Below are 26,726 nucleotides of genomic sequence, written 5' to 3' on the forward strand. Positions count from 1 at the left end.
AAAAAGGGAATTGAGGGAATTTCCCGCGCCAGCGCGCGGGAATAGCGGCACGCTTAAAGCGCGAAACGCTCGATAACGCGCACCCAGCCGTGGCCCTGTGTGATGTCGTCGCCGTTGAGCAGGCGACGCAGCATGTTCTGCGCAATCATCGAGGCCACCGCCTGACGAACCGGCAAACGGTGATGGCCCAGGCTGAGCTGCACGCGAATCGCCCTGCTCCCCGCCTCGCTGTGGATCGCGAACAGCAGGGTCTCCTCCTGCTGGGCACCCACCACCAGCGCCAGCGCATCGTCGGCCCCTTCGGAGAGCGCTCGCGCCCGGGCGGCGATTTCCGGTAGGGTTTCGGTGCGCGCCGCCAGCACCTGCGAACTCTCAAGCGGCGCACCCGCCTGGTTCAGCTCCAGCGTCAGCATGCCGCCGGTAAACTGCTCGCTGACCACCAGACGCAGATCGCGCTCGCGCAGGCGGTCTGCCAGCTGCGCCGCCAGCCCTACGGTGCCCTCAAAAATCAGGCTCTCGCCCGCAACCTGACGGACTTCCGGCCATAGGGCCTCCATTTCTGCCCGTTTACTGGCAGGCCCGGTCAGCTTCAGCTCAATGATTGGCATCGACGAGCGGTAGCCCATGACCACGCCTTCAGGCAGGTCGAGGTGATTCAGGCTCTGGGCCAGATCGCTTTCCGACCGGCCAAAGGTGGTGAGACGCAGGCAGACTGGCGGCGCCGGCAGTTCAAAGCGCTGCTGAATACGCGGAAGGATCTCTTTCTCCACCATCACTTTGAACTCGGAAGGCACCCCCGGCGTGAAGAAAAAGGTGCAGCGGTTAAGCCGCAGCGCAAACCCGCAGGCGGTGCCCACCGGATTATCGAGCATCTCACTGCCCGCGGGGATCATCGCCTGCTTACGGTTGCTGGGTGCCATCACCCGACCGCGGCTTTCGAAGAAGCGCGTCATGTGCTCAAGCCAGGACGCCTGCAGCTCCAGCTCAACGCCGGCGGCACGGGCGGCGGCGAGTGCGCTGAGATCGTCGCTGGTAGGGCCAAGGCCGCCGTTGACGATCACCACATCGGCTTCGGTGCTGCGCTCCTGCAGAATGGTAATCAGGCTGTCGAGGGCATCACCGACGGTGTTGCGGCGCGTAAGGGGCAGGCCACGTTCGAACAGGAAATCGGCAAGCCATGCCGCGTTGGTGTCAACGATTTGCCCGTGCAGGACTTCATCGCCGGTGGAGAGCATTTCTACGGTTAACATCGACTTACTCCGCATAGAGTGAAGGCTCTACTATAGCGCAAGGCGACGTCGGGGAAAGGAGAAACCGGCGCGGGTTGCCGCGCCGGGGAAAATCAGAAGGAGACGCTGCCGCCGACATAGGGGCCGTCAGCCACGGCGTTGTCGCGATCGCCATCCTTGCCGGCGAGGTTGATATAGCGATAGCCCGCTTCGATGCTGATAGGACGCATCACGGTCCAGCGCACGCCCGCGTTAGCCTCTTCGTAATCCTTCACGCCGCTTGAGAGAGAATCCGGGGAGTAATAGTACTCGCCGAACAGGCGGAAGCTGTCGGTCAGCGGCCACTGCAGGCCCCCGCCCACCGCGGCGGCATAGCCTTCATCACCGGATTTCGGGTTCAGGTAGATGCCTTTTCCGCCCATGGTCGCCAGCAGCGGCCCCAGCGGCAGGTTCAGTCCCAGACCCAGACCCGCGATGTCGCCATCGTCATCGTTGTGCGCCCAGTTGCCGCTCAGCGCCAGCCCGGTGGTGTCGGTGCCAAAGCCCACGCCGATATTGGTGTACTCTTTGCCCGCCTGAGCATTCACGCTAAGTGCGCTGGCGTAGCCTGAAACAAACAGTAAGCTGGCGACACCAGCAAGCACGACTTTTTTCATTTGGATTCTCTTTTATAAAACTCACGATCAATGTGTGTCGGCATTGTACCGTTGCGCTTGTTCCTTTCAAGACGCGATAAGCGCACTTTACCCGGCGGATTGTAAGGAATTGAAACCTGCGGCTGCGTCTGAAAGGCGGCAGGCATTCCTGTAATAGAAAGAGCCAAATTGCCCTCGATCATGCGGAACGTTACCGTGCTGTGCATAAATTCAAACGGTTCACAGCACTGAGCGATGACGCTCCCTACTCTCCGTCGAGGAACAATGATGAATAAGAAAGGATTAACCACCGCCTCAGGCGCCCCGGTTGCGCATAACAATAACGTGGCAACCGCCGGCCCACGCGGCCCGATGCTGCTTCAGGACGTCTGGTTCCTGGAAAAGCTGGCGCATTTTGACCGGGAAGTGATTCCCGAGCGCCGTATGCATGCCAAAGGCTCTGCCGCCTACGGCACCTTTACCGTGACCCACGACATCACCGCCTGGACCCGGGCGAAGATCTTCTCTGAGGTGGGTAAGAAAACCGACCTGTTCCTGCGCTTCTCCACCGTGGCCGGTGAGCGCGGTGCCGCCGACGCCGAGCGCGATATCCGCGGCTTCTCCATCAAGTTCTATACCGAAGAGGGCAACTGGGATCTGGTGGGCAACAACACCCCGGTCTTCTACCTGCGCGATCCGCTGAAGTTCCCGGATCTCAACCACGTGGTAAAACGCGACCCGCGCACCAACCTGCGCAACCCGACGTATAAATGGGATTTCTTCTCGCACCTGCCGGAGTCACTGCACCAGCTGACCATTGACTTCAGCGACCGCGGCCTGCCGCGCTCGTACCGTCATATGCACGGCTTCGGCAGCCACACCTTCAGCTTTATCAACAGCGACAACGAGCGCTTCTGGGTGAAGTTCCACCTGAAGTCGGCGCAGGGCATTGCCAACCTGATGGATGACGAGGCGAAACGTCTGGTGGCTGAGGATCGCGAGAGCTCCCAGCGCGACCTGTTCGACAGCATCGAAAACGGCGACTTCCCGCGCTGGACCTTCTACGTGCAGATCATGCCGGAAGCGGACGCCTCCCGCGTGCCGTACAACCCGTTCGACCTGACCAAAGTCTGGCCGCACGGCGACTACCCGCTGATTGAAGTGGGCCAGCTGGAACTGAACCGCAACCCGGATAACTACTTTGCCGAAGTGGAACAGGTGGCGATGTCGCCGGCCAACATCGTGCCGGGTATCGGCTTCTCGCCGGACCGCATGCTGCAGGGGCGTCTGTTCTCCTACGGGGACGCGCACCGCTACCGTCTCGGCGTTAATCATCATCAGATCCCGGTGAACAAACCGCGCTGCCCGTTCCATAACTATCACCGCGACGGCGCAATGCGCGTGGACGGGAACAGCGGCAACGGCCCAACCTACGAGCCGAACAGCTTCGGCGTGTTCCAGGAGCAGCCGGACTACAGCGAGCCGCCGCTGTCGCTGGAAGGGGCTGCCGACCACTGGAACCACCGGGAAGACACCGACTACTTCAGCCAGCCGCGTAAGCTGTTTGCGCTGATTGGTGAGGAGGAGCGTCAGCGTATGTACCGCCGCATCGCCGATGATATGAAGTCGATTCCTGAGTTTATTCAGCAGCGTCAGATCGGCCTGTTCAGCGAAGTGGATCCGGCCTACGGCGCCGGGATTGCCGCGGCGCTGGACGCGATTAAAAACGCCCGATAACGGCGAGTGTGACCCGACGGCATGACCGTCGGGTTTTTCTTGTTGTCATCCGCCCGGATAGAGGGCGACACGTACCCGCAATCCCCCCAGCGTCTCGCTTTTAAGCAGCTCAGGCCGCGTGCGGTGCCAGCGCGCAATATCGTTGACCAGCGCCAGCCCCAGGCCAGCACCCGGCTGCTCAATGCCGGTTTCAAGCCGCTGAAACGGCTGCAGTGCCTGCTGCGACAGGGCGCTGTCAATACCAGGCCCGCTGTCTTCAATTTCAAGCCACACCCGCGTGCGATCCGAGGTGACGCGCAGCGTGATGGTTCCCCCCGGCGGCGTGTATTTCAGCGCGTTATCCAGCAGATTGGCGCACAGCTCAGCCAGCAGGATCGGATCGCCCTCCACCATCACCGCCCCGCTCTCGCCTTCATACCCCGCATCAATCCTTTTTCCACGCGCCTCGGCGAAACGTGAGAAGCAGCACTCCCGCGCCAGCGCCGCGATATCCACCGCGACAAACTGCCGCTCCCCCTGCTCTTTCCCCTTAAGCTGCGCCAGCAGCAGCAGGCGCTCGGTCAGCGCGACGGTATGGTCCAGCGTGCGGCTGATGGCGCTCAGGCTCTCGCGCCACTGGGCGGGATCCGGACTGGCCAGCGCCACCGCGGTCTGCATCCTGAGCACCGCCAGCGGCGTTTTCAGCTGGTGTGAGGCATCGGCGCTGAACCGCTCCTGACGGGCGATAAGGGCGCGCAGCCGGTCGATATAGCGATTGAATGCCACCACCAGCAAACGGGTTTCAGACCAGGGCAGCAGGTGATCCGGCAGCGGAGTAAGCACGCCCGGATCGCGGCGCACCATTATCCCGGAGAGCTGCCGCATCGGTTTTAACACCCGTCGCAGTAGCCAGCCTGCCAGCAGCAGCGTGATCAGCACCAGTCCCCCCTGGCTCACCGCCGATGAGAAGAGCAGATGCTGGGCCAGCAGGTGGCGGGACTGCAGCGTTTCCGCGACGGTGATCTCAACCATGCCGGTCACGCTCCCGCTGTTGACCGGCTGGAGCAGGCGGGCAACGCGTATCGCCTGTCCGCGGTAGGTGGCGTGGTAAAACCAGGCCAGCGCCGGGTAGAGCGCGGTGCGCGGCGTGCCGGGCGGCAGCGCGGGCAAATCGTCATACCCGGAAATCACCCGGCCGTTGATGTCCGTCACTTTGTAGTAGAGGCGGTCATTCATATTGAGCTCGACGCTGTCGAGCACCACCCAGGGCACCTCAACCAGAATCTGCTGGTTACGCACCACCAGCCGCTCGGCAACCATCCGCGCCGAGGTCAGCAGGGTTCGGTCGTAGGCCTGGGTGGCGGCCTGCATCGCGCTGAAATAGCTGGTGAAGGCGGAAAACAGCCACAGCAGCAGCAGCGGCAGCCCCAGAAACAGCAGCAGGCGAGAAAAGAGGGACGGCGGCGGCCTATTGCGTTTCATCGCCGCACTCCAGCGCGTAGCCCAGCCCGCGAAGCGTGGTGATGCGCACATTGCTGGCGTGTAGCTTTTTGCGCAGCCGGTGGACGTAAAGCTCGATGCTTTCCGGGCTGGCCTCATCCGACAGATTAAATACCTGATCGAACAGGTGCTGGCGCGATACCGGGCGGCCGCGGCGGTACATCAGCACCGTGAGCAGCGCGCACTCGCGCGGCGTCAGCGCCAGCGGCTTACCGGCCAGCTCAAAGTAGCCTTCATCATGAAACGCCAGATCGCCTAAGCGCTGGGTCTCCTGAATCTGCCCTTCGCTGCGCCTGAGCAGCGCGCGCAGCCGGGCATCAAGCTCCTCCAGCTGGAACGGCTTGGGCAGATAGTCATCCGCGCCCGCATTAAGCCCCTTTACCCGCTCCGCAACCTCGCTGCGCGCCGTGAGCAGCAGCACTGGCAGATGCTGACCGCGCTGGCGCAGACGCTGCACCACCTGTAGCCCATCCATGCGCGGCATGCCGATATCGAGTACCGCCATGGCGTAGCGCTCGCTTTGCAGCAGGTGGTCCGCCGCCTGACCGTCGAACACGCAGTCCACGGCAAACCCATGCTGCACTAGCGCTTTTTCCAGCCAGTGGGCCAGCTCACGATTATCTTCCGCCAGTAAGAGACGCATATCACATCCTGTAAAGTTTCTGTCGCGGTGAAAGGGAAATGAAAGGTTAACGTTTTAACAATCATGCAACCGAATCGCTACAAGGCGGTTCACATAATGAGAAAAACCTCTGCAGGCGCGCTATAAAGCAACGAAAATCGGGCGCGCCCACGTCACTTACCCGTACCGTGAGGACCTTATGAGCACACGTTTCTGTCGTACCTGCATCGCCGCCACCCTGCTGCTGACCGCCTCCCCGCTGCTGGCGGCGGAGCCCCCTTCCCGCACCGAGTGTATTGCGCCCGCCAAACCCGGCGGCGGCTTCGACCTGACCTGCAAGCTGATTCAGGTCAGCCTCCAGGAGACGCACGTGATTGAGAAACCGATGCGCGTCACCTACATGCCCGGTGGCGTAGGGGCCGTCGCCTATAACGCTATCGTGGCCCAGCGTCCTGCGGAGCCGGGTACCGTGGTGGCGTTCTCCGGCGGTTCGCTGCTGAACCTGTCCCAGGGCAAGTTTGGCCGCTACAACGTCAACGATGTGCGCTGGCTTGCCAGCGTTGGTACCGATTACGGGATGATTGCCGTGCGCGCTGATTCGCCGTGGAAAAACCTCAAGGATCTGATGGGCGCGCTGGAGAAAAATCCGGAGAGCGTGGTGTTCGGCGCCGGGGCGTCTATCGGCAGCCAGGACTGGATGAAGACGGCGCTGCTGGCGAAGCAGGCCAACGTTGACCCGCGCAAGATGCGCTACGTCGCGTTTGAAGGCGGCGGCGAGCCGGTGACCGCGCTGATGGGCAACCATGTGCAGGCGGTGTCCGGCGACATGAGCGAAATGGTGCCGTACCTCAAGGGCGACAAGCTGCGTGTGCTGGCGGTATTTTCAGCCGAACGTCTGCCGGGCGCGCTTGCCGATGTCCCGACCGCCAAAGAGCAGGGTTACGATCTGGTCTGGCCCATCATTCGCGGCTTCTTTGTCGGCCCGAAGGTCAGCGACGCGGAGTACCAGTGGTGGGTGGATACCTTCCAGAAGCTTCAGCAGACCGAGGTGTTCAAGCAGCAGCGCGATCTGCGCGGCCTGTTTGAGTTCAACAAAAACGGCAAAGAGCTGGATGCGTACGTGAAGCAGCAGGTAGAAGCCTACCATAAACAGGCCCAGGCCTTTGGCCTGGCGAACTGAGGAGAGGCGCCATGAGCGATCGTATTTTCGCCAGTATATGGATCCTGCTCTGCCTCGGCGGCCTGGTGGTCGCCTGGCAAATTCACAGCGAATACAGCTACGAACCCGTTGGCCCGCGTCCGTTTCCGGTGGGCATTCTGGCCCTGATGCTGCTGTGCGCCGTGCTGCTGCTGTTGCGCCATCCGGATCTGGTGGAGTGGCCGCATAAAACGGTGCTCCAGCGGCTGCTGATCATGGTCATCGCCCTGACGCTCTACGCCTGGGGTTTCGAATGGCTGGGCTTCCCGCTGGCCACCGCGCTGCTGACCGCCGTGTTCGGCATGCTGTTTGGCGCCACCCTTCCCGCCGCGCTGGTTGCCGGGGCGCTGATGGGCGTCACGTTCTGGTATGCCTTTGACTCACTACTTGACGTCACGCTGCCCCTCGGCGCCTGGCTAGGTTAACGGAGAACGATTATGGATACCTGGTTATACCTCTCGCAGGGCTTTGCGGTAGCGCTCACCCCGGAAAACCTGATGATCGCCCTGATCGGCTGCTTCGCCGGCACCATCGTCGGCCTGCTGCCGGGCCTTGGCCCTATCAACGGGGTCGCGATCCTGCTGCCGCTGGCGTTTGCCATGCATCTTCCGGCCACCTCAGCGCTGATCCTGCTGGCCACGGTCTACATCGGCTGTGAATATGGCGGGCGCATCTCCTCCATTCTGTTAAACGTGCCCGGTGACGCCGCAGCGATCATGACCGCTCTCGACGGCTATCCCATGGCTAAACAGGGGCGCGGCGGCGTGGCGCTATCCATCTCCGCCGTCAGCTCCTTTGTCGGGTCAATGATCGCCATTGGCGGCATTATTCTCTTCGCCCCCACCCTGGCGCAGTGGTCGCTGGCGTTTGGGCCGGCCGAGTATTTTGCGCTGATGGTGTTCGCGATTGCCTGTCTGGGCAGCATGATGGCGCAGAACCCGCTCAAGTCATTTCTCTCGGCGCTGCTGGGCCTCGGGCTGGCGACGGTCGGCGTGGATGCCAATACCGGGGTCTATCGCTTCACCTTCGACAGCGTGCACCTCTCCGACGGCATCCAGTTTATCGTGGTGGTGATTGGGCTGTTCTCGGTGTCGGAGATCCTGCTGATGCTGGAGAGCACCAGCAGCGGCCAGACGCTGGTGCGCAAGACCGGACGGATGATGTTCAACGTCAAAGAGGCGGTAAGCTGTACCGGCGCGACCCTGCGCTCGTCGGTCATCGGCTTCTTTGTCGGCATTCTGCCCGGTGCCGGGGCCACCATCGCCAGCGCCATTACCTATATGACCGAGAAAAAGCTCAGCGGTGATAAAGGGACATTTGGCAACGGCGATATCCGGGGCGTTGCCGCGCCGGAAGCGGCTAATAACGCCTCGGCGTGCGGTTCGTTTATCCCGATGCTGACACTGGGGGTGCCGGGTTCAGGTACCACAGCGGTGATGATGGGCGCGCTGACGCTCTATAACATCACGCCGGGTCCGGGGATGTTTACCGAGCAGCCCGATATAGTCTGGGGACTGATTGCCGCCCTGCTTATCGCCAACGTCATGCTGCTTATCATGAACATTCCGCTCATCGGCCTGTTCACCCGTATGCTGACCATTCCGATGTGGTTCCTGGCACCGGCGATTGCAGCCGTCTCGGCGGTGGGGGTCTATGCGGTACACAGCACCACCTTCGATCTGGTGTTAATGGTGGCGCTTGGCGTGCTGGGCTATCTGCTGCGCAAAATGCACTTCCCGATGTCGCCGTTGATTTTAGGCTTCGTGCTGGGGGAGATGCTGGAGCAAAACCTGCGACGCGCGCTCTCGATCAGTAACGGCAACCTGGCGATCCTGTGGGAGAGCGGCGTAACGAAATCCCTGCTGACGCTGGCCGTCGTGGTGGTGGTGGTCCCGCCGCTGGTCAAACTGCTGCGCAAACGCCGCAAGACGGCGCTGGAAGCTGGCTGATATCAGGCCAGCACGCTGGCAACCCACTCCTGAAGCTGACGGCGGGAGATCTTAATCCCGCCGGTTTTCAGCGTCTCCGGCAGCGTCAGCCAGTGCACCGGCTGCTGAAAACGGGCCAGCTGCTCTTTCACCCAGCTGGCCAGACGCTCCGGGATCACCTCGTCGGCGTACTCCACCACCGCCACCGGCCGCTGGCCGAACTCCACGTCCTTCACCGGCACCACGAACACCTGGCTTATCCCCGGCAGTCGGGCAATCACGCGCTCCACCTCTTCGGGCTGAATGCCCTCGCCAGCGCTGAAGAACAGGTTATCGAGCCGCCCCTGCACCGTCAGCCTGCCGTCGGCGATATAGCCCCGGTCACGAGTGGCAAACCAGCCCTCGGCATTGGTCACCGGACGCAGTGCGCCGTCAAGCCAGTAGCCGCTGGCCATGCTGGCCGCGCGGATCCACACCTCATTGTCGACCACTCTCACCTCGCGGCCTGCCAGCGGCGCGCCGACATCCGGCAGCCCGTCGGCGGCTTTCCCACACACCGTTGAGGCCAGCTCGGTCATACCGTAGCCGCAGAAGCAGGAGATGCCGCGCTGCTGGGCCGCGTGGGTTAACTCCACCGGTATTGTCGCCCCGCCCAGCAGCACGGCGCGCAGCCGTTCCGGCACGCCATCGTCGTTGAGCAGTCGCCACAGCTGGGTCGGGACCAGCGAGGCGTGACTGCACCCGGCCAGCGCCCCGGAGAGGCCCATCCCGTCATACACGGCCAGTTGCGCGCCGGCCAGCAGCCAGCGCCAGAGGATCCCCTGGCCCGAGACATGAAACAGCGGCAGCGACAGCAGCCAGCGGTCTTCGCCGCTGAAGGGGATCATCGCCAGTACCCCGGCGGCACTGGCGAGATGCGCCTGCGCCGTATGCACGGCCGCTTTCGGCATTCCCGACGAACCGGAGGTGAGCGTCATGGTGGCGAGCCGCTGGGGATCCCAGGCCGCCGCGCCGTCGCCGGTGGCGTATTGCAGACTCAGCGCGCGCAGGTGAGTGTCGGGCAGCATGCCATCCAGCGTCAGCGAAAAGCGCAGCGTCATGCCGGGCAGCAGCGTTTCCAGCTGGACGGCGGGCAGCGTCGGATTGAGCGGCAGCAGGCGCACGCCACACTGCAACAGCGCAAGCCAGGCAAGCAGCGTATCTGCGCGATTACGGGCACACAGCGCCACGCCATCGCCTTCGCGCACGCCCTGCTGATAAAACCCCGCCGCGAGGGCGTCGATACGCCCGCACAGTTCATGCCAGCTCAGCGGCGTACCGTCGAGCACCAGGGCAACTGCGTCCGGCTGTTCGCGCTGCCAGTGCCGCCAGGGCCAGTCAGTAAACGTCATAGCACCGCCTCCAGCCGTTCGACGCCATACAGAGGGAGCGTGCTGCCGGGCCAGGGGCGGAGCAGCTGGGCCTGCATCAGGGTGAGCGTGTCCAGGCCCGGCACCACGTCAGGCGTGAGCCAGGCGGCGATGCGCGCCAGCTGGGTCAGTCCGAGGCTGGATTCAATGGACGAGCTAATCACCGCCTGCAGCCCGGCGGCATGGGCGGCCTCTACCTGCTCGCGAACCTGTTGCAGGCTGCCGGTCAGCGTCGGTTTGATCACCACCGCCGCGACGCCCGGTTCGGCAACAAAGCGAAAATCCGCTTCGCGAAGGCTTTCGTCCCAGGCAATGGCGATGCCGTACTGCTGCGCAAACGCACGCGATTCGTCCCGGGTGCGGCAGGGCTCTTCGATAAACGCAATGCGATCGCGCCACTGCGGGTTAACGTAGCGGGCAAACTGTTCGGCTTTCAGCGGCGTCCACGCCCGGTTGGCGTCCAGCCGCAGGCGAAGACCCGGCACCGCTTCCAGCAGCAGATTGACCATCATCCCATCGCGCACCGCTTCGTAGAGGCCCACTTTGACCTTGGCGATCTTCTCACCGGGCAGAGCACTTAACATGGCGAACAGCTCGTCGGGATCGCCGGTGCACAGCGGTGCGGCGCGATAATCCGCCGCCCCAGGCAGGCTTTGCTCCAGCTCGGCGCAGGCGCAGCTCAGCCCGAACGCGATGCTCGGATAGCCCGGCAGCGCGGCGTCGTCCCCCTGCTGCCAGCCGTGTAACCACGCCGTTGCCGCCTGCTGGCACGCCTCAAGAGATTCCTGACTGAAGCCCGCCAGCGGGGCGATCTCGCCCCAGCCTTCGCGCCCGTCCTGATTAAGACACACCAGCAGCCCGTCGCGGGTTTTCAGGCGCTGATTGCGCAGCACCACCCCGGCATCCAGGGGCAGCTGATAGCGAAAAAGCCGTGCGCGACGCATTACGGGTTCCGTTTAAACTTGCTGAAATCGGGCTGACGTTTCTGGTTGAAGGCGTTGCGTCCCTCCTGCCCCTCTTCCGTCATGTAGAACAGCATGGTGGCGTTGCCCGCCAGTTCCTGCAGCCCTGCCTGGCCGTCGCAGTCGGCGTTGAGCGCAGCTTTCAGGCAGCGCAGCGCCATCGGGCTGTTCTGCAACATTTCGCGGCACCAGCGCACGGTCTCTTTTTCCAGATCGGCCAGCGGCACCACGGTGTTAACGAGGCCCATATCCAGCGCGGCCTGTGCATCATACTGGCGGCACAGGAACCAGATTTCGCGCGCTTTTTTCTGCCCGACGATACGCGCCATGTAGGCCGCGCCCCAGCCGCCATCAAACGAACCAACTTTCGGGCCGGTCTGACCAAAAATCGCGTTATCCGCGGCAATGGTCAGATCGCACATCATGTGCAGTACATGACCGCCGCCGATGGAATACCCGGCGACCATCGCCACCACGGGCTTCGGGCAGGTACGGATCTGACGCTGAAAATCGAGCACGTTGAGGTGATGCACCCCGGAGTCATCCTGATAGCCGCCGTAGTCGCCGCGGACTTTTTGGTCGCCGCCGGCGCAGAAGGCTTTCTCCCCTTCGCCGGTCAGAATGATGGTGCCGATGCTGTCGTCATAGCGCGCATCCGCCAGCGCCTGAATCATCTCTTTCACCGTCAGCGGACGAAACGCGTTGCGCACTTCCGGGCGGTTAATGGTGATTTTTGCTATGCCGTCGGTGGATTTCTGGTAGCGGATATCGCTGAAACCCTGTGAACAATCGAGCCATTCAACCGGGGCGTAGAGCTGCGTTTCATCGGGATAGATCATAGGTTTTCCTCAGAGGAAGCGTGCAAAATGGAGGTCAGGCAGGCGCAAAACGCCTGCGGGTTCTCCCGGTGGGCATTGTGCCCGGCATCAGGAAGGGTATGGCAGCGCGCGGCGATGGACTGCGCGATAGCCTGAAAGCGGGTATCGCGTTCGCCGCACAGAAAATGGAACGGCACCGGCAGCTTCGCCAGGCGAGCACGCAAATCCGGCTGACGTGCCAGGGAGGTAGCCGTGAGCATCGCGCTGAGTGCCGCCGGATGGTTATCCCGGCGAAGCGCGATAAACCGCTGGCGCTGCGCTTCAGACAGCGAGGCAAACACCGGCTGGCGATACCACTCATCCAGCACCCTCTCCAGCGGCTGGTGCGTAAAGCGCGCCGCCCAGTGGTGGTCCGACGCACGGCGTTCGTCGCGCTCGCGGCCAGTGGTTAGCCCCGGATGCGCACCCTCGGCAATCAGCCCGCGCAGTCCCTCTGGCTGCCTGCAGGCGTGATACATGGCGACGCGGCCGCCGAGGGAGTACCCCACCAGCCAGTAGCTCAGTATGTTGTAATTAATTAGGGTGTTTTGCAGCAGCCGCTGGGTTTGCGCAAAGCCGCTCGTTGATACCGCGTGCGACGCGCCGTGGCCGGGCAGGTCGATCAGCAGCTGGGGGTTGGCGAAGGCGGAGGTTATCTCCTGCCAGTCGCTACCGGCACCAAGAAACCCGTGCAGCCAGACGATCCACGGCAGCGCGCGCTTCCCCGGTATCACCACCGCGTGCAGGCTCACAGCTGGCTGACCTCAGCGAGCAGCTTGCGCAGCGTGTCCACCCCGCCGGTCTCGCTGACCACGGCTTCAACGACGGTGGCGCGCGGCGTCTGCCACGCCTCGTCCAGCGCCGTGCGTAAGGCGGCCAGATCGGCGGGTTGCTGGTACCCCAGACCAAACAGGGCTGCGGCATGGCGAAACTCGACGTGCTGCGGCATGCAGTAGAACCGCTCGCGCACGGCGCTGTCTGTGGGCAACAGCGAGAAAATTTGCCCGCCGTTGTTGTTGATGATCAGCAGCACAAAGGGGGCGCTAACCTCGCGCAGCAGCGCCAGGGCATTGAGATCGTAGAGCGCGGAGAGATCGCCGATAATCGCCAGCGTCGCCCGGCCGGTGGCGCGCTGCACCCCGGCCGCGGTGGAAATCAGGCCATCAATGCCGCTCGCGCCTCGGTTACTGTAGACCGGATAACCGGCCGGAAGCTGCGCCAGGGCATCGATAAGCCGCACCACCAGGCTGTTGCCGAGGAAAAGCTGGCCCTGTTTCGGGAGCAGGCCGGGAAGACGGTGGGCGATCTGCGCCTCGCCGAATGCTGACGTGGCGGCTTCGACCCGATGCTGCGCCTCGCCTGCCAGCAACGCCAGCCGGGGTGCCCAGGGTGAACGCGCCGTTGCCGGGTGCGCGCCAAGCCAGGCGCTGACAGTGGCCACCAGACGGCGACCGCGATGGTGCCCGGGATCGAGCCGCCCCGGCAGGCTATCAATCAGCCAGTAAGCCTGTGGCGTACAGCTGGCCTGCCACTGAAGCAGGCGTTTACCCGTCAGGCTGCTGCCGAACTGCACCACGATTTCCGCGCAGGCCAGCTCACGCTGCGCCTGCGAATGGCTCAGCCACAGGTCGGCACAGGGCAGCGGTTGCCCGGTCTGAGAGAGCGCATCGCCAATCAGCGGCCAGCCAAGCGTCTGCGCCCAGTCGGCCACCTGCTGCCCTTCATCCACGCTCAGACGTCCGGCAATCACCACCCCACGCTTTTCACGCCAGGCTGGCCAGTCCGGCTCCACGCTTACGCCCGACGACTGCCCGGCGCGAAGCCACGGCGTGCGCTCCTGCCACCAGCTGCCGGCCGCCTGAAGCCAGGCTTCGCCGGTGGCGTCCATATCGCCATAGAGCGGTTCGGCGAACGGGCAGTTGATATGTACCGCCCCGCCGTTGTGCGTATTGAGCAGGTTATCAATGGCGGAGAGCAGCCAGCTAACCGGAATATCCGGGGTGGGCCGTGGCAGAGAGAGCGCGGCGGCGGGATGCGTGGCGAAGATGTCGGTCTGGCGAATCGCCTGGTTTGCGCCGCAGTCGATCATCTCCGGCGGGCGGTCCGCGGTGAGCAGAATCAATTTTTCACCGGTCAACCCTGCCTCAATCACCGCCGGATAGAGGTTCGCCACCGCCGTGCCGGAGGTGACAATCACCGCGACCGGCTGCCCGCTGGCTTTTGCCAGACCCAGCGCAAGATGCCCCAGCCCACGCTCGTCGAAGTGGGTGTGGTGGGTCAAGCCTGGATGAGCGGCGGCCGCAAGGGTAAGCGGCGTCGAGCGGGAGCCAGGAGCAATACAGACGTGCTGTACGCCGTGGCGGGTGACCGCTTCGAGGATGGCCGTTGCCCAGCGTCGGTTGAAAGCGCTTATCGACATGATGTTGTCCGGTATCAAATTCACCGGGTCATTATAAGGATCGTGCCAGGGGCTGTTTTGACGTGGGTCGGTATTGTGACTTTCCGGAGGAAATTAGCGGTGCAGACGTACGAGGGAAATGCAGGGTGAAACACGCGGCATCATGCCCTGCGCGGTGCGCAGGGCACAAGGCTTAGCGACGAAGCAGTAAACCCAGTACCAGGCCTGCTGCGGCACCAATACCAATCCCCTGCCACGGTTTTTCGTGCACGTATTCATCAGCACGGTAAGCCGCTTTTTTGGCACGGAAATAGTAGTTGTCGGACGCATGGCTGACGCGATTTTTCACATCGTGCAGCGCCTGCTCTGCGCGGGCTTTCAGCTCGATATACTTCTGGTCAGCCGGGTCGCCGGATGCGCGTAACACTTCTTCAAGCGTATCGCTCAGCAGGGTCAGGTCGTCATCCAGTCGCGGTTCGTAAGGTTGTTCATTCATTGACATAATGGTTCTCCGTTTTCAAACGTTTACTGGTTCGCTAACTATAGACAACATCCCGCCATCCTGCGTAACCGCTATTCGCGCGCCATACCGACGTGCGGGATGCCATCTTCGTCGTAAACGGGCGTCACCGGCTGAAAACCAAACCCGGCGTAGAAAGGTTGCAGATGGGCCTGCGCGCTGAGGTACAGCGCCTTCTGCGGCCAGTGCTGCTGGCAACTGGCCAGCGCACGCGTCATCAGCTGAGCACCCAGTTTTTCACCTCGTACCGACCCCTCGACAATCACCCGGCCAATGCTGACCGGCTCCGGATCGGGCCCATTTTTCAGAATCCTCGCATAAGCAATCAGCCTTCCATCGCGCCAACCGAGGATGTGGCGGTTTTCGCCCACCAGATCCTCGCCGTCGATATCCAGATAGGGACAGGTTTGCTCGACAACAAACACCTCGCAGCGCAGTTGAAGCAGGGCGTACAGCGTCGGGACATCAAGCTCTGAGTGGTGCAGGTCTTGCCAATGAATCATGAGATGCTCCTGTACATGCGTTATCGCCGTTATACTAAAGGCTTTTCCTTCAGACAGGGGATCACTTTCGTATGGAACTGACCTTTTTAGGTACGTCAGCGGGCGTGCCCACCCGAACGCGTAATGTGACGGCTATTACCCTGACTCCGCTTGAGAATAAACCGGATCTTTGGCTGTTCGACTGCGGTGAAGGTACCCAGCAGCAGATGCTGCATACCCAGATCAACCCGGGCAAGCTGACGCGTATCTTCATCACCCATCTTCATGGCGACCACATTTTTGGCCTGCCCGGCCTGCTGTGCAGCCGCTCGATGGCCGGCAGCCAGGTGCCGCTGACCGTTTACGGCCCGGCCGGCATTCGGCGGTTTATTGAGATGTCGCTGGCGCTGAGCGGGTCCTGGACCAGCTATCCGCTGGAGATTATCGAAATCGACGGCGGCGTGGTGCTGGACGATGCCGACGTGCGGGTGACGGCCTACCCGCTGACCCACCCGGTCGAGTGCTACGGCTACCGCATCGAGCAGCACGATAAACCCGGCACGCTCGACGCGGCCCGTCTTATCGCTGCGGGCGTCACCCCAGGCCCGCTGTTCCAGCGGCTCAAAAAGGGGGAAACCCTTGAGCTTGAGGACGGCCGCATGATTCGCGGTGCAGACTTTCTCGGGGAGACGCGTAAAGGAAAAACGCTGGCCATCTTTGGCGATACGGCGCCAACGCCGGCGGGAATGGCGCTGGCCAGCGACGCCGACGTGATGGTCCACGAGACTACCCTGGAGGCGGCGATGGCGGAAAAAGCCAACGGCCGCGGGCACAGCACCACGGTTCAGGCGGCAGAGCTTGCTCGCGCCGCCGGGGTGAAACGGATGATCGCCACCCACCTCAGCTCTCGCTACGATGCCGTGGCGTGCCAGGCGCTGCTGGAGGAGTGCCGGGCGGTGTTTCCGGCCAGCGAACTGGCCCGCGACTTCCTCACTGTGACGGTGTAAGGCAAAAAAAACCGCCCGAGGGCGGTTTTTTTAGTCCAGTCGGGCTGGATTACATCAGCGGCTGCGCCATCTGCACCAGCGTAATCAGCGGCTGTGGCCATACGCCCAGCACCAGCACCAGCAGCGCGGAGATCAGTACCACCACACCACCTGCGCTCCATGCCCAGTCGGACGGCGCATCGCGGTTAAGCTGCTGCGGGGCAGTCAGGTAGAGGCTCACCGCCACGCGCAGATAGTAGTAGAGACCAATCGCGGAACCCACCACCACTGCTGCAGTCAGCCACCACATGTTGCTCTGTACACCCACCGCCAGCACATAGAATTTACCGATAAAGCCAAGCGTCATCGGGATCCCCGCCAGCGACAGCATCATCACCGTCATGACCGCAGAGAGGATCGGACGGTGCCAGAACAGCCCCCGGTAGGAGTAAAGCGAATCGGCGTCCGGCCCGCGGTACGGGCTGGACATCAGGCTCACTACGCCAAAGGCGCCGAGGCTGCTGAACAGGTAGCCCGCGAGGTATACCCCGACGGTTTCCATCGCCAGCTCGCCGCTTTGCAGGGCGATCAGCGCCACCAGCAGATAACCCAGGTGTGAGATGGATGAGTAGCCCAGCAGACGTTTGATGTTGCTCTGGCTCAGCGCCATCAGGTTACCGAACAGGATTGAAGCCACCGCGATAATCCCGAGCACCATACGCACCGCCTCGCTATCGCCTACCGGCGCATAGAGGAACAGGCGCATCACCACACCGAAGATCGCAATTTTGCTCGCGGTCGCCAGGAAGGTCGACACCGGTGCCGGCGCGCCCTGGTAAACGTCCGGCGTCCACAGATGGAACGGTACCAGCGACAGCTTGAAGCCCAGACCCACGATCATCAGACCCAGACCCGCCAGCAGCAGCGGTTCATGCATCATGTTGTCGGCAAGGCTCTTGCCCAGCGCCACGAAGGAGAGATTCCCCGACTGCGCATATACCAGTGCCATACCAAACAGCAGGAACGACGAGGCGGACGCGGAAAGGATGGTGTATTTGATCGCCGCTTCCAGAGAGCGCTTCTGCCGGAAGGCGTATCCCACCAGCCCGAACAGCGGCAGCGAGATCAGCTCAATCCCGAGGAACAGCGCCGCCAGATGGTTGGCGTTCGCCAGAAGGATGCCACCCAGCGCGGCGATTAACACCAGCAGGTAGAACTCTTCCTGGTTATCCGTATAGCCCTGGAGCCACGGATAGGCGAAGGTGCAGGTCGCGAGGCTCGCCAGCAGCACAAGGCCGGTGTAGAGCATCGCAAAACCGTCAACCCGCATCAGCGGGGTGACGTCCATAGGGCCAGCCTGGCCAACAAACCACAGTGAAACCAGTGCAGCATTAAGGCCAATCACCGACAGCGTGGCATTGAGGAAGTGGTCGCGTCGCCATGCAATAGACAGCATCACAACCACTACCGTCAAACCGACGATCAGCAGCGGAAGCAGCGCGATCAGATGTTGAGGAGTTATAGTCATGAGCGAATTACGGCCTTGTAGTAGAAGCAGAATTAACAAACCACTGCTGGATATTGCTCATCGCGGAGTGCGAGGTATCCAGAATCGGCTGCGGATAGATGCCAAGCAGCACCAGAAGCGCTACCAGCAACAGAATGATGAACAGCTCGCGCGCTGACATGCCGCGGATGTCCTGCTTCGCCGCTTCGCTCTTCGCCTGACCGAAGTAGGCGCGGTGGAGCATTGCCAGCGAGTAGACCGAGGCGAACACCAGACCGAAGGTGGAGATAACGGTAATCACCGGTACCACCTGGAAGCTGCCGAACAGGATCATGAATTCACCGACGAAGTTACCGGTGCCCGGCATCCCCAGCGTAGCCACGGCGAAGAACATCGACATTGCCGGTAACCATTTGATCTTGCTCCACAGGCCGCCCATCTGACGCATATCACGCGTATGCAGACGCTCGTAAAGCTGACCGCAGAGAATGAACAGACCCGCTGCTGACAGACCGTGGGCAATCATCTGAATAACCGCGCCCTGGTACGCCAGCTGGCTGCCGGTGTAGATGGCAATCAGCACGAAGCCCATGTGCGATACCGAGGTATAGGCAATCAGACGCTTGATGTCGTACTGGGTAAAGGCCATCCACGCGCCGTAGAAAATACCGATAACACCCAGCCACATGGCAATCGGGGCGAACTCGGCAGAGGCGTTCGGGAACAGCGGCAGCGAGAAGCGCAGCAGACCGTAGGCTGCGGTTTTCAGCAGAATCCCTGCCAGGTCAACGGAACCGGCGGTCGGTGCCTGTGAGTGCGCGTCCGGAAGCCAGCCGTGAAGCGGAACCACCGGCATTTTTACCGCGAAGGCGATAAAGAAGCCCAGCATCAGCAGCCACTCCACGCCATGAGACATCGGCGTGTTCAGCAGCAGTTCATAGTTGAAGGTCCACTGCCCTGTCGCGTTGTAGTGCACAAACACCAGCGCCAGGATGGCGATCAGCATCACCAGACCGCTCGCCTGGGTATAGATGAAGAACTTGGTGGCCGCGGTGATACGCGTCTTCCCATCAGAGGCTTTATGACCCCAGAGCGCGATGAGGAAGTACATCGGCACCAGCATCATCTCCCAGAAGAAGAAGAACAGGAACATGTCGATGGCAAGGAACACACCGATTACGCCGCCGAGGATCCACATCAGGTTCAGGTGGAAGAAGCCCTGATATTTTTCGATTTCGTTCCAGGAGCAGAGTACCGCCAGCACCCCGAGGAAACCGGTCAGCACCACCATCAGCAGTGAGAGGCCGTCCAGCGCCAGGTGAATGGTGATGCCAAAGCGCGGGATCCACTGCATCACAAACTCAGACTGCCACTGCGGAATGCCGGCTGCCTGCGTTAAGGAGTAGCCGCCCTGCAACCAGAGTTGCAGACCGAGCGCCAGCGTCAGCCCCATCGTGATCAGCGCAATCCAGCGTGGAACCTTGACGCCAAAGCGTTCGGTCTGCCAGCAAAGGAAGCCGCCGATGAAGGGGATTAGTATTAACCAGGGTAATAACATAGCTAAGTATGTCCCTTATATTTACTCCTGCTCAGGCTATCTTACTCGCCAGCCGCATCCCGACAGTGCTCGCAATCCTCACGTATTTCACTACGATCCGGTTGCGGTGCGCTGGCGGTATCCGGTCTGACTTCGCCGATGATGCCTGTACTTCAGGAACAGTTACCTAAAATTAATTCTTCGTTAACAGGCCCGGTAAACCTACTGCTACCGGGCGTATTGACTAAGCCAACAAACTCAACGCAATACCATCAACAGGCCCAGCACGACGACCGCGCCGATGCTCATTGAGGCGACATACCAGCGCAGGTAGCCGTTTTCGCTGAACACCAGCCCGCGGCCCGCAAGGCGCGACAGAATGGCCGGCGTGTTCATCACCGAATTCAACGGATCGCGCTTGATAAGCCAGGCAATGCCGAGGAACGGCTTGACGAACACCTTGTCATACAGCCAGTCGAAGCCCCAGGCATGGAACCACCAGGTGCCGAAGAAACGGCCCGGCGCGCTTTTCGCCACGGCGCTGACCAGCGAGCGTTTGCCCAGCCACAGCCATGCGGCGATCAGGATGCCCGCAATCGCGACAACGCCTGAGGTAATCTCCAGCGTCAGTACGCGGTCGTGCGCAAGTTCGGTGGTATCCGGCAGTACGCCCTGCAGCGGCGGCACAATCATCGCACCGACGAAGGTAGAGAGGATCAGCAGCACGATAAGCGGCAGGTGATGGGTAATGCCCTTGCCTGCGTGAGCGTGAATTTGCTCTTTGCCATGGAAGACGATGAAAATCATACGGAAGGTATAAAGGGATGTCATAAACGCCCCGACCAGACCCGCGACCATCAGATTCATGTGACCGTTCGCCATCGCCCCGGCAAGGATTTCGTCCTTACTGAAGAAGCCTGCGGTGATAAGCGGCAGGGCCGACAGCGCGGCGCCCCCTACCAGGAAGCAGGCGTAGACCAGCGGAATCGACTTACGCAGCCCACCCATTTTGAAGATGTTCTGCTCGTGGTGGCAGGCGAGGATCACCGAACCGGACGCGAGGAACAGCAGCGCTTTGAAGAAAGCGTGGGTCATCAGATGGAAAATAGCGGCGTCCCATGCCTGAACGCCCAGCGCCAGGAACATGTAGCCGATCTGGCTCATGGTGGAGTAGGCCAGCACGCGTTTGATGTCGGTCTGTACCAGCGCGGCGAAACCGGCCATCAGCAGCGTAACCGCACCAACGATGCCAACCAGATGCAGCACTTCCGGCGTCATCAGGAACAGACCGTGGGTGCGCGCGATAAGGTACACGCCCGCTGTAACCATGGTTGCGGCGTGGATCAGCGCGGAGACCGGGGTCGGGCCCGCCATCGCATCGGCAAGCCAGGTCTGGAGCGGCAGCTGCGCGGATTTACCCACGGCACCACCCAGCAGCATCAGCGTAGCCCACATCAGCATGTCGTTGCCGGCGGCGAAGTGCGCCGGTGCCAGTTCAACCATTTCGCGGAAGTTCAGCGTGCCGAGCTCGTTGTAGAGGATGAACAGCGCGAACGCCAGGAAGACGTCACCCACACGGGTCACCACGAAGGCTTTCATCGCCGCCGCGCCGTTCTTCGGATCGGTGTAGTAGAAACCAATCAGCAGGTACGAGCACAGCCCCACGCCTTCCCAGCCGAGGTACATCAGCAGCAGGTTATCGGCCAGTACCAGCACCACCATGCTTGCGATGAACAGGTTGGTATAGGCGAAGAAGCGGGAGTAACCCTCTTCACCGCGCATGTACCAGGAGGCGAACATATGGATGAAGAAGCCCACGCCGGTGACCACCGAGAGCATGGTCAGCGACAGGCCGTCCAGCACCAGGTTAATGCCGATATTGAAATCGCCAACCGCCATCCAGGTCCACAGCGGCTGGGTGTAAGGCTGCAAGCCCTGGCTGAAGAAATCAAACCCGACGAATACCGTGGTCAGCGCGGACAGCCCCACTGAACCCATACCGATAGCGGCGGAGAGGTTCTCCGACCAGCGACCGCGGGAAAATGCCAACAGAACGAAGCCAATCAATGGCCATAAAATGGTTAACGCGAGCATGTTCATCCACGCATCTCACTTACTGAATCGATATTCAGATTCTGGCGACGACGATGGAGCTGCAGCAGCAGTGCGAGGCCGATACTGGCTTCCGCGGCGGCTAAGCTAATCGCCAGGATATACATCACCTGACCATCGGTCTGGCCCCAGTAGCTGCCCGCAACGACAAATGCCAGCGCGGCGGCGTTGATCATGATCTCAAGGCCAATCAGCATAAACAGCAGGTTGCGGCGGATCACCACGCCCGTCAGTCCGAGGACAAACAGAATGGCAGCGAGGATCAGTCCATGTTGTAACGGGATCATGCGTGCTCCTCCGGTTTTCTTTTCACGCTTTCAGCCGGGCGGTTGCTCAGCACTTCCCCCGGACGCTCTTCGCGACCGATATGGAAGGCGACCACCAGGCCTGCCAGCAGCAGCATTGATGCCAGTTCGACCGCCAGTACGTAAGGCCCGAACAGGGTAATCCCGACGGCTTTAGCACTGATTGGCGTACCGTCGATGCCCTGGTCATTGATGCCCAGAATGGCGTAAACGATCACCGCCAGCAGGATGGCGGACAAAATGCCCGGGCCAATCCAGATTTGCGGCTTCAGCCACTGACGCTCCTGCTCAATCTCGGAGCCGCCAAGGTTCAGCATCATCACCACGAACACGAACAGCACCATAATGGCGCCCGCGTAAACGATGATCTCCAGCGCGCCCGCGAAGTGCGCGCCGATAGAGAAGAACACGCCGGCAATCGCCAACAGGGAGATGATCAGGTACAGCAGCGCATGTACCGGATTGGTGTGTGTGATCACCCTCAGGGTGGTCAGGACTGCCACAAGGGCACAACTATAAAACGCGAATTCCATTCCTGACTCCTTAAGGTAACAGGCCTTTGACGTCGATAGGCTTCGCTTCGTTTTCCGCTTCGCCTTTATCTTTGCCGTCGATTGCCATACCCGCCATCCGGTAGAAATTGTACTCCGGATATTTACCCGGGCCGGAAATCAGCAGGTCCTCTTTTTCGTACACCAGATCCTGACGCTTGTACTCGCCCAGTTCAAAGTCCGGGGTCAGCTGAATCGCCGTGGTCGGGCACGCTTCTTCACACATGCCGCAGAAGATGCAGCGTGAGAAGTTGATGCGGAAAAACTCCGGATACCAGCGGCCATCTTTGGTTTCTGCTTTTTGCAGAGAGATACAGCCTACCGGGCAGGCTACCGCACACAGGTTACAGGCTACGCAGCGCTCTTCGCCGTCCGGATCGCGCGTCAGCACAATACGGCCGCGGTAGCGCGGTGCCAGGTAAACCGGCTCTTCCGGATACATGCGCGTTTCGCGTTTTGCGAACGCGTGCAGGCCGATCATCCAGATACTGCGAACCTGGGTGCCGAACCCTACCAATAATTGTTTTAAGGTCATGGTCAATTCGCCCCTTATTGCGCCTGCCAGAGAATGACAGCCGCCGTTACCAGCAAGTTGATCAGCGTCAGCGGCAGGCACACTTTCCAGCCGAAGGACATTACCTGGTCATAACGTGGACGCGGTAATGCTGCGCGGATCAGAATAAACATCATCATGAAGAACGCGGTTTTCAGCGCGAACCAGACGAATGGCGGTAACCACGGGCCGTGCCAGCCACCGAAGAACAGGGTGACAATCAGCGCCGAAACGGTAACGATCGCGACGTACTCCCCGACAAAGAACAGACCGAACTTCATGCCGGAATATTCGATGTGGTAACCGTCAGCCAGCTCCTGCTCTGCTTCCGGCTGGTCGAACGGGTGACGGTGACACACCGCAACGCCCGCGATAGCGAAGGTCAGGAAGCCAAAGAACTGCGGAATGACGTTCCAGAGATCGGCCTGGTTGTTGACGATGTCGGTCATATTGAAGGAACCGGCCTGCGCAACCACGCCCATCAAAGACAATCCGAGGAACACCTCATAGCTGAGCGTCTGGGCCGAGGCGCGCATGGCACCCAACAGCGAGTATTTGTTGTTACTCGCCCAGCCCGCAAACAGCACTGCATACACGGCCAGACCCGCCATCATCAGGAAGAACAGAATCCCGATGTTCAGGTCGGCCACCACCCAGGTCGGACTGACCGGGACGATGGCGAACGCCAGCAGCAGCGAGGTGAACGCGATCATCGGCGCAAGGGTGAAGATCATGCGGTCGGTGAAGCGCGGTACCCAGTCCTCTTTAAAGAACATCTTGATCATGTCAGCAACGAGCTGGAGTGAACCACCCCAGCCGACACGGTTTGGTCCATAGCGGTTCTGGAACAGGCCGAGCAGACGACGCTCGCCAAAGCTCATGAACGCGCCGCACACCACCACGACCAGCAGAATGACGATCGCCTTGAGGATGCTCAGCAGGATCTCGATAAGTTCCGGTGTAAACCAGGTCATGCGCGAGCCTCCTGCAGATTTTCAAGACGTGCGCCGGCCAGTACCGGTGCAATACCTGGCATACCCATCGGCAGACCCACCTGCCCTGCCACCAGACCTTCAGAGATAACCAGCGGCAGGCTGATTGTCTGACCTTCATAGCTAAAGGAGATGGTCGCCCCGGCGTTAACGCCAAGCTTCGCGGCATCGGCCGGATTGAGCTTGATGTACGGCTCAGGCATACGGCTCTGGAACACCGGTGAGCGCTGGGACATCTCGTCGCTACCGAACAGATGGTAGTACGGCGCGATTAACCATTTTCCATCCTGCGCTTCGAAGCGCGCCGGCACTTGGGTGAAGTAATCGAGGCCGCCTTCGGAGGCTTCAATTAACCGCACGCCCGGATCGCCGTGACGCAGTGAACCACCCACTTCCGCCTGGAACTTGTTCCATGCCTGCGGGGAGTTCCAGCCTGGTGCCCAGGCAAACGGGATCTGCGAGCGCGGCGCTGACGGCTGGTTGTTCCCTTCCATCGAGAAGGCGAACATGGTGTCTTTGTCCTGCGGCTGGCGCGGTTCGTGCACGCTGATATTGGCACGCATGGCGGTACGACCGCTGTAGCGATGCGGTTCACGGGCCAGTTTCTGCCCGCGGATGCGGAACGAGGCTTCCGGCGCGGCATCTTTGATACCCGCCAGCTGCGGCAGCGCGGCGATGGTCGCATCGATCACGTGATCGAGCTGCGTCCAGTCCACCTCACGGTGATTCAGCGTGCTGTGCAGGGAGTGCAGCCAGCGCCAGCTTTCCAGCATGATAGCGTTGCTGTCGTAGTACGCCGGGTCATACACCTGGAAGAAGCGCTGCGCGCGGCCTTCGTTGTTGATGACCGTACCATCACTTTCCGCGAAGCTGGCAGTTGAGAGCACCAGATGCGCGTGATCCATGATGGCGGTACGCTGATGATCGATAACCAGTACCAGCGGCGCTTTCGCCAGGGCGGCGTCAACGCGGGCCGCGCTGGCGTGACGGTGCAGATCGTTCTCCAGCACCACCACCGCATCGGCTGCGCCGGTTTCCAGTTCGGTTAACGCTTCATCCAGCGAGCCGCCGCCGATCATCCCCAGGCCTACGCTGTTTACCGCGCGGGCAATCATGGTGATACCGACATCGGCACCGCGGCCTTTCAGGGCTTTCGCGACGTTTGCCGCGGCCTGAAGCATCTCCACGCTACTGGCGTTGGTGCCAGAGATAATCAGCGGTTTCTTCGCACCGGCCAGCGCCTGTACGATGACGTCCACTTTATTTTGCAGATCGCTGCTCAGGCCTTCGACCGCCGGTGCGCTGTTGTCCAGCGCGTGTGCTACGGCAAAGCCGAGACGCGCCTGGTCTTCAACCGGAGCCCGGTAGGTCCAGGCGGCGATGTCGTCCATGCGGGTGCTGTCGACGTTGGTCACGAACAGCGGATGTTTGGCATGCTGGCCAATGTTGAGGATGGCGGCAATCTGCCAGTCGGCCACTTTCTGGGCCGCGGCCATTTCACGCGCTTTCCCCTTCACCGCCTGGCGAACGGCCAGCGCGACGCGTGCGCCGGTCTGGGTGATGTCTTCGCCCAGCACCAGCACGGCGTCGTAGGACTCAATCTCACGCAGTGCCGGCGTGTGGATACCGCTCTCGCGCAGCAGCGTAAGCATCAGCTGCAGACGCTCCTGCTCACCCGCCGCGATACCGGTATAGAAGTTCTCGGCACCCACCAGCTCGCGCAGCGCAAAGTTGCTTTCGACGCTGGCGCGCGGGGAACCGATACCGATCACTTTCTTAGACTGACGCAGAATATCCGCCGCACCCTGCATCGCCTGCTCGGCGTTGAGGGCAATCAGATCGTCACCGCGACGCTGAACCGGCTGACGCGGACGGTCTTTCAGGTTGACATAGCCATAGCCGAAACGACCGCGGTCGCACAGGAAATAGTGGTTTACCGTGCCGTTATAGCGATTTTCGATGCGGCGCAGTTCGCCATAGCGCTCGCCAGGGCTGGTGTTACAGCCCAGGGAACACTGCTGGCAGATGCTTGGCGCAAACTGCATGTCCCACTTACGGTTGTAGCGTTCGGAGTGCGTTTTGTCGGTGAAGACGCCGGTCGGGCAGATTTCCACCAGGTTACCGGAGAACTCGCTCTCCAGCACGCCGTCTTCCGGGCGGCCGAAGTAGACGTTGTCATGCGCGCCGTAAACGCCCAGGTCTTTACCGTCAGCGTAATCTTTGTAGTAGCGCACACAGCGATAGCAGGCGATGCAGCGGTTCATTTCGTGCGAGATGAACGGCCCCAGATCCTGATTGCGGTGGGTACGCTTGGTAAAGCGGTAGCGACGGAAGCTGTGACCGGTCATTACGGTCATATCCTGAAGGTGGCAGTTACCGCCCTCTTCACATACCGGGCAGTCGTGCGGGTGGTTAGTCATTAACCACTCCACCACGCTTTCACGGAACTGCTTCGCTTCGCTATCGTCGATAGAGATAAAGGTCCCGTCAGATGCCGGTGTCATACAGGACATCACCAGGCGGCCGCGGGTATCTTCTGCGTTCTGATATTGCTTGACCGCGCACTGGCGGCAGGCGCCTACGCTTCCCAGCGCCGGGTGCCAGCAAAAATAGGGAATATCAAGGCCAAGGGAGAGACACGCCTGTAGCAGGTTGTCCGCCCCGTTCACCTCATATTCTTTGCCGTCTACATGAATCGTAGCCATTAGCATGCTTCCAGTTGGCTCA

Annotated in this window: 25 protein-coding genes; 5 read left to right on the forward strand and 20 right to left on the reverse strand. The window is 61.4% G+C overall.

Features of this window, described 5'->3' with window-relative positions:
* Window positions 1-53: 53 nt before the first annotated feature.
* The 3 genes from DW58_RS10600 to DW58_RS20915 all read right to left on the reverse strand — a co-directional run bounded on the left by DW58_RS10600 (window position 54) and on the right by DW58_RS20915 (window position 2,067).
* Window positions 54-1,250 carry a nicotinamide mononucleotide deamidase-related protein YfaY gene (locus tag DW58_RS10600; protein WP_024548250.1) on the reverse strand — a complete coding sequence of 399 codons (1,197 nt, stop codon included), beginning with the start codon at window positions 1,248-1,250 and terminating at the stop codon, window positions 54-56.
* 92 nt (window positions 1,251-1,342) lie between these two features.
* The gene (locus DW58_RS10605) at window positions 1,343-1,885 is read right to left on the reverse strand and encodes a YfaZ family outer membrane protein (RefSeq protein ID WP_024548251.1); all 543 of its coding nucleotides are present in this window, start codon (window positions 1,883-1,885) and stop codon (window positions 1,343-1,345) included.
* Window positions 1,882-2,067: a hypothetical protein gene (locus DW58_RS20915; RefSeq protein WP_146145003.1), complete on the reverse strand. Its 186-nt coding sequence runs from the start codon at window positions 2,065-2,067 to the stop codon at window positions 1,882-1,884. The genes DW58_RS10605 and DW58_RS20915 overlap by 4 nt, the downstream gene beginning before the upstream one ends.
* An 82-nt stretch (window positions 2,068-2,149) precedes the next feature.
* Here DW58_RS20915 and katA point away from each other — a divergent pair, with 82 nt between their 5' ends.
* A complete protein-coding gene (gene katA, locus DW58_RS10610) occupies window positions 2,150-3,601 on the forward strand; it encodes a catalase KatA (protein ID WP_409371856.1) in 1,452 nt (483 codons plus the stop codon).
* A 45-nt stretch (window positions 3,602-3,646) separates the two neighbouring features.
* Here katA and DW58_RS10615 read toward each other — a convergent pair whose 3' ends face one another.
* Window positions 3,647-5,062 (reverse strand): sensor histidine kinase, encoded by a 1,416-nt coding sequence (locus tag DW58_RS10615; RefSeq protein WP_024548253.1) that lies wholly within the window; start codon window positions 5,060-5,062, stop codon window positions 3,647-3,649.
* Window positions 5,049-5,723, reverse strand: coding sequence for a transcriptional regulator TctD (tctD, locus tag DW58_RS10620; protein WP_024548254.1), 675 nt, complete (start codon window positions 5,721-5,723; stop codon window positions 5,049-5,051). Before tctD ends, DW58_RS10615 begins: the two co-directional genes overlap by 14 nt.
* A 178-nt stretch (window positions 5,724-5,901) precedes the next feature.
* Between tctD and DW58_RS10625 the strand changes: the two genes are divergently transcribed.
* From DW58_RS10625 to DW58_RS10635, 3 genes are read left to right on the forward strand one after another with little or no spacing between them, the layout of a single operon-like run.
* Window positions 5,902-6,882 (forward strand): Bug family tripartite tricarboxylate transporter substrate binding protein, encoded by a 981-nt coding sequence (locus DW58_RS10625; RefSeq protein ID WP_024548255.1) that lies wholly within the window; start codon window positions 5,902-5,904, stop codon window positions 6,880-6,882.
* 11 nt (window positions 6,883-6,893) lie between these two features.
* A complete protein-coding gene (locus tag DW58_RS10630) occupies window positions 6,894-7,325 on the forward strand; it encodes a tripartite tricarboxylate transporter TctB family protein (protein ID WP_024548256.1) in 432 nt (143 codons plus the stop codon).
* Between the two features lie 12 nt (window positions 7,326-7,337).
* A complete protein-coding gene (locus DW58_RS10635; RefSeq protein ID WP_024548257.1) occupies window positions 7,338-8,849 on the forward strand; it encodes a tripartite tricarboxylate transporter permease in 1,512 nt (503 codons plus the stop codon).
* Between the two features lie 2 nt (window positions 8,850-8,851).
* On the opposite strand, the gene menE is transcribed toward DW58_RS10635, so the two are convergent.
* From menE to DW58_RS10670, 7 genes are all read right to left on the reverse strand, one after another.
* The gene (menE, locus tag DW58_RS10640) at window positions 8,852-10,219 is read right to left on the reverse strand and encodes an o-succinylbenzoate--CoA ligase (RefSeq protein WP_029592878.1); all 1,368 of its coding nucleotides are present in this window, start codon (window positions 10,217-10,219) and stop codon (window positions 8,852-8,854) included.
* Entirely contained in the window at window positions 10,216-11,181 is a 966-nt protein-coding gene (gene menC / locus DW58_RS10645; protein WP_024549254.1) for an o-succinylbenzoate synthase, read from the reverse strand. Before menC ends, menE begins: the two co-directional genes overlap by 4 nt.
* The gene (menB, locus tag DW58_RS10650) at window positions 11,181-12,038 is read right to left on the reverse strand and encodes a 1,4-dihydroxy-2-naphthoyl-CoA synthase (RefSeq protein ID WP_024549255.1); all 858 of its coding nucleotides are present in this window, start codon (window positions 12,036-12,038) and stop codon (window positions 11,181-11,183) included. The genes menC and menB overlap by 1 nt, the downstream gene beginning before the upstream one ends.
* A complete protein-coding gene (gene menH, locus DW58_RS10655) occupies window positions 12,035-12,808 on the reverse strand; it encodes a 2-succinyl-6-hydroxy-2,4-cyclohexadiene-1-carboxylate synthase (protein WP_024549256.1) in 774 nt (257 codons plus the stop codon). Before menH ends, menB begins: the two co-directional genes overlap by 4 nt.
* On the reverse strand, window positions 12,805-14,475 hold the full coding sequence (menD, locus tag DW58_RS10660; RefSeq protein ID WP_024549257.1) for a 2-succinyl-5-enolpyruvyl-6-hydroxy-3-cyclohexene-1-carboxylic-acid synthase: 1,671 nt from the start codon (window positions 14,473-14,475) through the stop codon (window positions 12,805-12,807). Before menD ends, menH begins: the two co-directional genes overlap by 4 nt.
* Before the next feature lie 172 nt (window positions 14,476-14,647).
* Complete coding sequence (gene elaB, locus DW58_RS10665) at window positions 14,648-14,950, reverse strand: stress response protein ElaB (RefSeq protein WP_409371868.1); 303 nt, start codon at window positions 14,948-14,950, stop codon at window positions 14,648-14,650.
* A gap of 77 nt (window positions 14,951-15,027) precedes the next feature.
* Window positions 15,028-15,477 (reverse strand): GNAT family N-acetyltransferase, encoded by a 450-nt coding sequence (locus DW58_RS10670; protein ID WP_024549259.1) that lies wholly within the window; start codon window positions 15,475-15,477, stop codon window positions 15,028-15,030.
* A 71-nt stretch (window positions 15,478-15,548) separates the two neighbouring features.
* Here DW58_RS10670 and rnz point away from each other — a divergent pair, with 71 nt between their 5' ends.
* The gene (gene rnz, locus DW58_RS10675) at window positions 15,549-16,463 is read left to right on the forward strand and encodes a ribonuclease Z (protein WP_024549260.1); all 915 of its coding nucleotides are present in this window, start codon (window positions 15,549-15,551) and stop codon (window positions 16,461-16,463) included.
* Window positions 16,464-16,512: 49 nt separating this feature from the next.
* Here rnz and nuoN read toward each other — a convergent pair whose 3' ends face one another.
* From nuoN to nuoG, 8 genes are all read right to left on the reverse strand, one after another.
* Window positions 16,513-17,970: an NADH-quinone oxidoreductase subunit NuoN gene (gene nuoN / locus DW58_RS10680; protein ID WP_024549261.1), complete on the reverse strand. Its 1,458-nt coding sequence runs from the start codon at window positions 17,968-17,970 to the stop codon at window positions 16,513-16,515.
* Between the two features lie 7 nt (window positions 17,971-17,977).
* Window positions 17,978-19,507: an NADH-quinone oxidoreductase subunit M gene (gene nuoM / locus DW58_RS10685; protein ID WP_024549262.1), complete on the reverse strand. Its 1,530-nt coding sequence runs from the start codon at window positions 19,505-19,507 to the stop codon at window positions 17,978-17,980.
* A 237-nt stretch (window positions 19,508-19,744) separates the two neighbouring features.
* A complete protein-coding gene (gene nuoL, locus DW58_RS10690) occupies window positions 19,745-21,586 on the reverse strand; it encodes an NADH-quinone oxidoreductase subunit L (protein ID WP_024549263.1) in 1,842 nt (613 codons plus the stop codon).
* A complete protein-coding gene (gene nuoK, locus DW58_RS10695) occupies window positions 21,583-21,885 on the reverse strand; it encodes an NADH-quinone oxidoreductase subunit NuoK (RefSeq protein ID WP_024549264.1) in 303 nt (100 codons plus the stop codon). The genes nuoL and nuoK overlap by 4 nt, the downstream gene beginning before the upstream one ends.
* Window positions 21,882-22,436, reverse strand: a complete 555-nt coding sequence (gene nuoJ, locus DW58_RS10700; RefSeq protein WP_024549265.1) for an NADH-quinone oxidoreductase subunit J — start codon at window positions 22,434-22,436, stop codon at window positions 21,882-21,884. The genes nuoK and nuoJ overlap by 4 nt, the downstream gene beginning before the upstream one ends.
* A 10-nt stretch (window positions 22,437-22,446) precedes the next feature.
* On the reverse strand, window positions 22,447-22,989 hold the full coding sequence (nuoI, locus tag DW58_RS10705) for an NADH-quinone oxidoreductase subunit NuoI (protein WP_024549266.1): 543 nt from the start codon (window positions 22,987-22,989) through the stop codon (window positions 22,447-22,449).
* A 14-nt stretch (window positions 22,990-23,003) separates the two neighbouring features.
* A complete protein-coding gene (gene nuoH, locus DW58_RS10710; RefSeq protein ID WP_024549267.1) occupies window positions 23,004-23,981 on the reverse strand; it encodes an NADH-quinone oxidoreductase subunit NuoH in 978 nt (325 codons plus the stop codon).
* A complete protein-coding gene (nuoG, locus tag DW58_RS10715; protein ID WP_024549268.1) occupies window positions 23,978-26,704 on the reverse strand; it encodes an NADH-quinone oxidoreductase subunit NuoG in 2,727 nt (908 codons plus the stop codon). The genes nuoH and nuoG overlap by 4 nt, the downstream gene beginning before the upstream one ends.
* Between the last annotated feature and the right edge of the window lie 22 nt (window positions 26,705-26,726).

The sequence above is a fragment of the Siccibacter turicensis LMG 23730 genome (assembly GCF_000463155.2).
Taxonomy (GTDB): domain Bacteria; phylum Pseudomonadota; class Gammaproteobacteria; order Enterobacterales; family Enterobacteriaceae; genus Siccibacter; species Siccibacter turicensis.